At 38.3% G+C, this 8,232-nt stretch carries 6 protein-coding genes; all 6 read left to right on the top strand.

Annotated elements, in window-relative coordinates; genetic code table 11:
- Positions 1-2,340, top strand: a 2,340-nt coding sequence (locus ACY651_RS18780) for a tail fiber domain-containing protein (RefSeq protein WP_462255042.1), incomplete at its 5' end; no start/stop codon positions are given.
- Positions 2,341-2,342: 2 nt separating this feature from the next.
- Positions 2,343-3,860, top strand: a complete 1,518-nt coding sequence (locus tag ACY651_RS18775) for a tail fiber domain-containing protein (RefSeq protein WP_462255041.1) — start codon at positions 2,343-2,345, stop codon at positions 3,858-3,860.
- Between the two features lie 94 nt (positions 3,861-3,954).
- Positions 3,955-4,638 carry a hypothetical protein gene (locus tag ACY651_RS18770; RefSeq protein ID WP_462255040.1) on the top strand — a complete coding sequence of 228 codons (684 nt, stop codon included), beginning with the start codon at positions 3,955-3,957 and terminating at the stop codon, positions 4,636-4,638.
- Between the two features lie 24 nt (positions 4,639-4,662).
- The gene (locus tag ACY651_RS18765) at positions 4,663-5,148 is read left to right on the top strand and encodes a hypothetical protein (RefSeq protein WP_462255039.1); all 486 of its coding nucleotides are present in this window, start codon (positions 4,663-4,665) and stop codon (positions 5,146-5,148) included.
- A gap of 3 nt (positions 5,149-5,151) precedes the next feature.
- A complete protein-coding gene (locus tag ACY651_RS18760; RefSeq protein WP_462255038.1) occupies positions 5,152-7,194 on the top strand; it encodes a tetratricopeptide repeat protein in 2,043 nt (680 codons plus the stop codon).
- 16 nt (positions 7,195-7,210) lie between these two features.
- The gene (locus ACY651_RS18755; RefSeq protein WP_462255037.1) at positions 7,211-8,188 is read left to right on the top strand and encodes a hypothetical protein; all 978 of its coding nucleotides are present in this window, start codon (positions 7,211-7,213) and stop codon (positions 8,186-8,188) included.
- Positions 8,189-8,232 lie beyond the last annotated feature (44 nt).

The raw sequence follows: 8,232 nt of genomic DNA, 5'->3' as shown, positions 1-8,232 counted from the left end.
TCAAATATTGCCATAGGTACCGGTGCATTATTTAACACAGGTAATCGCAGTAATCTTGTAGCCGTAGGAGATAGTGCTTTATTTAATAATGGTGTTGGTGCGGTAAACCCTGTTGATGGTACCGCTAATGCTGCATTTGGTTCTAAAGCATTGTTTGCAAATACCACTGGTTATTACAATACCGCAACAGGTTCTAATGCACTAAGAAATAATTCAACCGGTGTACAAAATACAGCCAATGGCACCGGGGCACTTGTAACCAATACAACCGGAAGTGCAAATACTGCAATGGGTTTAAATGCAATGTTTACCAACTCAACAGGTAATAATAATACCGGCTTAGGCAATGCAGCATTAGCACTAAATACAAGCGGTTCTAATAACACTACTTCAGGGTTCTATGCTTTACACAATAATACTACCGGCTACAGCAATGTGGCAATTGGTACAGAAGCTTTATTGAGAAATACTGATCGAAGCAACCTGGTAGCTGTTGGTGATAGCGCATTATATAATAATGGAGTCGGTGCAGTGGGTTTTCAAGCTACAGAAAATTCAGCATTTGGTTCCAAAGCCTTATTTGCAAATACTACCGGTTATTACAATACAGCAACCGGAACAAATGCTCTAAGAAGCAATTCAACCGGTGCTCAAAATACCGCCAATGGCACAGGTACGCTTGTAAACAATACCATTGGAAATGCTAATACCGCTATGGGCCTAAATGCCATGGCCCTTAATAATACAGGAAATGAAAATACTGCTATGGGAAATTTTGCCGTGGTAAACAACACTGCAGGAAGCAGAAATACAGCAATTGGTAATGCTGTATTAAGTTCCAACACAACTGGCAACAACAATACTGCCGCCGGAATAAGTGCTTTAAACAATAACACTACCGGATATAGCAATGTGGCAATTGGCACAGAAGCTTTAATGAGAAATACTGACCGCAGCAACCTGGTAGCCGTGGGTGACAGTGCGTTATTTAATAACGGAACAGGAGCTGTTTTTCCGGGTGAAGGCAGAAGGAATACAGCGGTGGGTTCAAAAGCATTGTACACTAATAATACAGGAGCTGACAATACAGCATCGGGATTTAATAGCTTATTTTCAAACAGCTCCGGTTATTCTAATACAGCAAATGGTGCATCTTCACTTAGAGCAAACACTACAGGCTATCAAAATGCAGCAAGCGGAGCTTATTCACTTCTTTTAAATACAACAGGAATATATAATGCTGCCCACGGTAATTCATCATTAGGTTCAAATACACAGGGTGATTATAATACCGGCAGTGGAAGTAATGCACTGTTCAATAATACTTTGGGCAATAGAAATACTGCTGCCGGATACGCATCGCTTAACACCAACACCACAGGAAATAATAATACAGCAATTGGATATGCAGCAGACGTTACTTCTAATAATCTTTCCAATGCAACAGCCATAGGTTATAATGCAAAAGTTGCAGCAAGTAATAGTTTAGTATTAGGTGGTACCGGGGCAGATGCTGTAAATGTGGGAATTGGTACAACAACTCCCGGCTTTCCTTTAAACTTTGCCAATACACTTGGCAATAAAATTTCTTTATACGGAAACACAGGTAATCATTATGGTTTTGGTGTACAGGGCGGTTTGCTGCAAATACATAGCGATGCGGCCGCAGCTGATATTGTTTTGGGTTATGGCAGCAGCGCTTCCTTTACAGAAAACATGCGGATAAAAGGAAATGGCAACGTAGGTATTGGTACTAACAATCCCGTTAAGCCGCTTTCGTTTCCTGCATCTTTGGGCGAAAAAATACTACTTTATCCCGGCGGCGCAGGCGAAGTGGGCATTGGTGTTTATGGAAATGAGTTAAGGTTACATGCAGATAATCCCGGCGCCTCAGTTTCTTTCGGCACACAGGATAATGCTGCTGTGTTTACACAGGCAGGGAGGTTTCAAATAAGTGGTGGGTATGGCTTATTTGTTAATGGCAGTATTTGGGCAAACGGAACTACGTATGCAAGCGATGCCCGGTTTAAAACCAATATTCATCCATTAGAAGGATCACTAAAAAAAATAATGCAACTCACCGGTGTGTCTTACCAAATGAATATAAAAGATTTTCCAACAAAAAATTTCAGCGAAGGAGAGCAGGCAGGATTAATAGCACAGGAAGTAGAAAAAATAGTTCCCCAGGTAGTAAGTACAGGCAGCGATGGATATAAAGCTATTGATTACGCTAAGATGGTGCCTTACCTTATAGAAGGTATGAAAGAACAACAATTGCAAATTGAAAAACAGCAGCACCAAATTGATGAATTGAAAAAACTGATTGAAAAAAATAAATAACGATGAAAAAGATTACCGTATTGATATTGCTCGTGCTTGGAGCATACACAACATTTGCACAGCCCGCCAACGATGAGCCCTGCAATGCCCTGGTACTGCCTATTATAGAAAGTGCTGATGGATGTACGCCGGTTGTGTACAATATTACCGGTGCTACTTTTACCAGCATACCGGGAACATTTGTTTGTAATAATAACCCGGATGTGTGGCTAAAATTCAATACCCCCGACCAACTTTTAAAATTGCGCTTTGGCGGCTCTAATGTAACTTTTACAACTTATACCTACAGCACCTGTTCAGCAAATCTGCAGGATCAATTAACCTGTATCGATTCTGCTACCTGGTCAGGCTTTGGCAATAACATTGCATTTTTTCCCAACACCAATCAGCTGATAAGAATTGAAAGTACCAACGGCACTGCCAATTTTAGTTTCAGCATTTGTATAACACTTTTACGACCGGGTGCTGAACAGCGAGTGGGTGTAAACACAAAATTGCCGCAAGCTAATTTTGATGTGGCAGGAAAAGCCGTTTTTAGAGATACATTATCCATCAGTAATGTTTTAAGGTTTAACAATGGTGGCCAGGGACCAAACCGTATTCTTAAAAGCGATGCCAGTGGTTATGCTTTTTGGGGCGACCTGCCTGCCAATTATTGGACGGCATCCGGCGCCAATATTTATAACAACAATAGCGGCAATGTAGGTATTGGTAATACCGCACCATCTGCCCCGCTATCTTTTTTAAATAGTAATGGTGCAAAAATTTCTTTCAATGGTTCTAATTTGAATGCGCAATACGGCATGGGTATTCAAAATAATTTACTGCAATTATACAGCGATGCGTCTGTATCTGATATTGCCTTTGGTTATGGAGGCAGTGCATCTTTTAATGAAAGAATGCGAATAAAAGGAAATGGAAATGTAGGCATTGGTACAAACAATCCAACAAGGCCGCTATCATTTCCTGCATCTCTTGGAGAAAAAATATTACTATACCCCGGCGGTGCAGGCGAAGTAGGCATTGGTGTTTATGGAAACGAATTAAGATTACATGCTGATAACCCCGGAGCTGCAGTTTCTTTCGGCACACAGGATAATGCCGGTTTGTTTACACAAGCCGGCCGGTTTCAGATAAGCGGTGCTTATGGCTTATTTGTAAATGGGAACATTTGGGCAAACGGAAATACTTATGCAAGTGATGAACGTTTCAAACAAAATATTACTGCAATACAATCTCCTCTGCAAAAGTTATTACAGATAAATGGTGTGGAGTATGAAATGAAGACGGGTTCATTTCAAAAAAATAATTTTCAAAAAGGAAGGCAGATGGGTTTGCTGGCGCAGAATGTAGAAAAAATTGTACCCGAAGCAGTGAACGAAATAGATGGCTATAAAGGTGTGGACTATGCAAGGCTGATGCCTTTGCTGATTGAATCAGTAAAAGAGCAAAACAAAACCATTGAAGAATTGAAAAAAGAAATTGAACAATTAAAAATACTTATAACCAATAAAAAATGATAACCAGTACTAGGAAATCCTGTTTTTACAGGATGGATAAAATACTTTTTAGTTTTCATTTTTACATCATCCTTAAAATATAAAAACACACGTCATGAAAAAGGTATTATTTATAAGCAGTCTTTCAACTTTTATAATAAGCACAGCAGCTTCGCAGGTAATACAAAAATCAGTACCTCCGCCTAAACAAAATGTAATTATTAAAACATTGCCCGCTGCACCGCCACCTCCTCCTCCGCCAGCACCACCTCCACCTTCAACCAATAAAAGTACCGGTACAACCAATCAAAATACGCCGGTGTATTCATTAACATCGGCAAGAGTTATTATAAAAACAGGGAATGATAATAAAGAATTTCCCTCCAAAGTTCATGCAACACTAATGGCCAAAAGCACACCTGCCAACTGGCGTAATTACATTCAAATAAATTTGGGTAATGAGATGAGAGTTAATTCGGAAACGGAATTTGGCCTCGATCTGGAAGGACGAACGCCTACGCCACTGGAGGATTATCAACGTGACGGGTTAAAGTTGTCAGTATCTTATGAACCCAACTTTTTTGCAGATGCATGGAAAATAGAAAATATCAGTTTGATTTTAGAATTTAAAGACCAAAACGGCAACCTGCATCCAACACTTGGAAGAAAAACAATATCATTCAGTAATGCTTATGGTTTTTTAAATAATGAATACCGTTACATGCAATGCGTAACCGACGGAACTTTCTCTCCGCTTACAGCATTAATAAAAAAAGACTTATTAAACCTGCATGGTTAATCTTAGCATGATAAAAAAATTAGAATGAAAAAATATCTTTTTACTCTTATCATTTTGTTTACAACAATAAATATTTTTTCTCAAACCAGCAGCTTTGATGTATTCACTTATCAGCCGCCGGAGTTTTTTACTAAAAGCGAATTAGCATCACGGGTACAATTTAATATTACAAATAATGATACCGGTTTTTGCAGCATTATTTTATATAAAAACCAGCCGGCAAAAAAAACTGTGATGGATGATGTACTGGGCCAGTGGAAAGAACAGGTAGTAAAAAGATTAGCTAAAGCAAATAAAAAACCATTGAAAATAGTAACTGAGCAGTTATGGGATGGCTGGGCATCAACATTGGCTATAGGTAATTTTTATCAAAATAAAAAAAAGTGTGTGGTAATGCTGAATTCTTTTAGAAAAGATAAAACAACCGCTTGTGTTGTTTTTGAGATGAGCGATAAAAATTTAAAACCGGTAGTGGAATTGTTCTCAAAAAATCTTCACCTGAAAAAATAAATTATGAAAAAATATTTTTTTACGCTTACCATTTTATTTGCTGCAACTATTGCCTTTGCCCAACCCGGTAAAAAAACTGCAGCAAAAGAGAAGCCTCCCACGCAAAAAGAAATGGATGAAATGATGAAAGAGATGCAGAATGCGATGGACGAAATGAGCCCGGAAGACAAAAAGGCAATGGACAGTATGGGTATTAAAATGCCGGATACAAAAAGTATTAAAAAAAGCATGGCAGGTGTAAGCGATGCACAATTAAAAAAAGCTTATGAAGATGACAGCAGGATCGTTCCGCAAAAAGATGCAGTAAGAATTGCAGCAGCATTGGCTACAACACTCAGCAACGCAGAGGTAAGCACCTACATCAATAATACGCAGCAATGGGTATTGGGTAAATTATCTGCAAATACTAAAGTAAAAGGGGCAGAAATTTTGCAACAACTCATTAATCAAAAATCTTCTGTTAGTAATGCCGCTGTGGGTTTATGGATGGAAGGAAAACCCACACTGGCACTATACCTTATGGGAGAAGCCTGTAAAGCCACTCCATCAAACGCCATCAACCTTAATAATTATGCTTCATTTTTAACCATGTGTGGCGGACAGCAAATGGCATTACCCATTTTAATTAACCTCAATAAACGTTATCCAAAAAATAGCAGCATACTCAATAATATTGCTCAGGCATGGTTGGGTTTAGGCGATATACCCAGGGCGGATAAATATGCCGATAGCACCTTACGAATTTATGCCGCTCATCCGCAGGCCAACATGGCTAAATGTTTAATTGAAGAAAGTAAAGGCAACATTGCGGCAGCTATTGCATTTGCTAAAAAGAGTATTAGCAAAGCTTACAGTAATGAAAAAGAAAACAAATTAAAAAAACTTGGGTACGATTTAAAAAGTGATGATGTTGATTGGGATAGACCCATGCCGCAGGATATATTAGGTCTGGCAAAATTTAAATGGCCCGATTTTCCGGTAGCGGTTGAACAAAACAAATTATTAGAACAGGAATGGAAAGATTTTAAAGAGGAGTGCCAGCAAAAAATTGATGAACTGAAAATAAAACAGCAATCGCTGGAAGAATCTTTGCTGAAGGCGAATGAAAACCGGATTAAATTAATTATCAGTGCAAGCCAAAAAGGTAATTATGTACAACCAATGCCCGGCTATGCTGCAAAAGCAATAAAAAAATTAGGACCGGGTATAAACGATGTAAATGGCAATATGTCGTTTGTATTTGCGCAGGCGCTGGAGCCAGTTGTAAAAGCATTAGCTGCTGTAGCTGGGTATGAAGACATTTTGGATGAACAACAAAAAATACTGGATGAAAAATATGAAGACCAGGTAGGAGAAGGGAGGCCAAATCCTTTTGCTGCAATTTGTAAAGATGAAAATGCTATAAGAACAGAATTCTTAAAAAATGCCAATGGAAGTTTAAAAAGTGCTTACAGAATTTATCTTAATTACGCAAGCCGCAGAACGAGCGACCTGCTATATTATTATCAATACACTTTATGGCCCGAACAATTTGAACTGGTAAAAGTAGATGCGCAAATTGCCTGGCTTACACAAATAAAAGACCAGCGGGTTTTTTTTAAAAGCAAAAGTGATTGGTGTATTCCTACCGAGGTAAAACCTAAAGGAAAAGACTCCTTACAGAATTTTGATGATGTGGCCTGCCAATATGTAAGCACTATGGATTTAGGGTGTTATAAAATTATTTCAAGTTGCAGCAATTTAACCGGCCAGTTTGATTGTGGCGGTATACAAATTGATTACAAAAGCAATGTGGAAACAGGCCGGTATTCCGGTACTGCCATTGTGGGTATCAGCAAAGGCATTGATGGGCCAATGGGGATGGAGGCTGAGGCAACTTTGGCAGGAGTAGTTGAGTGGGACAATTCAGGATTTACTGATTATGGTGCAATAGCCCGTGTAGCCGCAAATGCAGCCGGTCAAACCATTGCAGGCGGCGAGGTAAGAGCAACCGTAAACAGCGGCGTTAGTACCAGCGGCAGTACAATATTACAGGGCAATAAATAATTATTAAAAACAAAAAATGAAATATTTTTTTCTAACTGTACTATTATTTATTTCAGTAATTGCTTATTCGCAGGATTGCAGTAAAGAATTATTACGTGAAAAACCAGGCAAATTTAAAGCCGGGCAACAAGGCTCTATTGCTAATGTAAGTGCTGCAGATTTAGCAAAAGAAAAATTAGTGATTGCTGCAATTCACAAAATGGTTACTGCAAATTATAAACCTACAGGCTGCGAAATTTCTTATAGTACGGTGTTTGGCAAGTCTGCTGTTGCAGGTCAGGGCTGGGTTGCAGACCCTTATCATTATGCGATGTATGTTCTGCGGTACTTATGTGATGGTAGCAGCAAGGATAAATCGAAGTATTATGTTGACGTATCTACCCCAACCACAGTTAATATAACCGCCAATGTAATTTATGCGTTGAACAATTTGTATGCAGCAAATATTCCTGCAGATGATTTTAGGGGATATTTAAAATTGAAAATAATGCCGGTAAAAAAAGAAGGTTATTATTTTATGGGTGAAGAAAAAGTAGATTACAACTCCCCAATTTATGAGTACCGCTGGTTAATAACTTACAATGACACTTTACCCTTTTCTTATCTCACCCGTAAAGAATATTTACTAATACAAAAGAAAAGATTAGAGAACGATGTAAAAGACAACCCGGGAGAAAAGAGTTACCTGGAAAAGTATTTTAAAAATATAAATGATTACTTAACAAAACCTGAAACTGAACTAAGCAAATCCGCTATTTGTAATTGGAATGAAGAACAGCGGTTTGAAAAATTTGTTGAGGAAGGTACCAAAGGTTCATTCATTGCAGTAAAACCTAACCTGGATTATTACCATAAAAAATCACCTAAATCATCGCCGCAATTTTTTACAGTAGTATATAAAGTATCAAAAGGCGATGCTGTATTTGAAGTTAATATAGAAGCCATAAAAAAAGCTGTTGATTTTGCAATGCTTAAAAATATGCTTGGCAAATAAAGCAACAATGCTATCCGGCATATTTACATCAATAAAAGAATAAT

Origin of the sequence: Ferruginibacter sp., from assembly GCF_031391665.1 — a bacterium.
GTDB lineage: Bacteria > Bacteroidota > Bacteroidia > Chitinophagales > Chitinophagaceae > Ferruginibacter.
The sequence above is the reverse complement of the archived record's forward strand: the minus strand, read 5'-3'. Positions and strand labels throughout refer to the sequence as shown.

What these genes read in the sequence shown, in the direction of transcription:
- ACY651_RS18775 (WP_462255041.1), top strand. Translation starts at nt 2,343, where the DNA reads ATGAAAAAGATTACCGTATTGATATTGCTCGTGCTTGGAGCATACACA.
- ACY651_RS18770 (WP_462255040.1), top strand. Translation starts at nt 3,955, where the DNA reads ATGAAAAAGGTATTATTTATAAGCAGTCTTTCAACTTTTATAATAAGC.
- ACY651_RS18765 (WP_462255039.1), top strand. Translation starts at nt 4,663, where the DNA reads ATGAAAAAATATCTTTTTACTCTTATCATTTTGTTTACAACAATAAAT.
- ACY651_RS18760 (WP_462255038.1), top strand. Translation starts at nt 5,152, where the DNA reads ATGAAAAAATATTTTTTTACGCTTACCATTTTATTTGCTGCAACTATT.
- ACY651_RS18755 (WP_462255037.1), top strand. Translation starts at nt 7,211, where the DNA reads ATGAAATATTTTTTTCTAACTGTACTATTATTTATTTCAGTAATTGCT.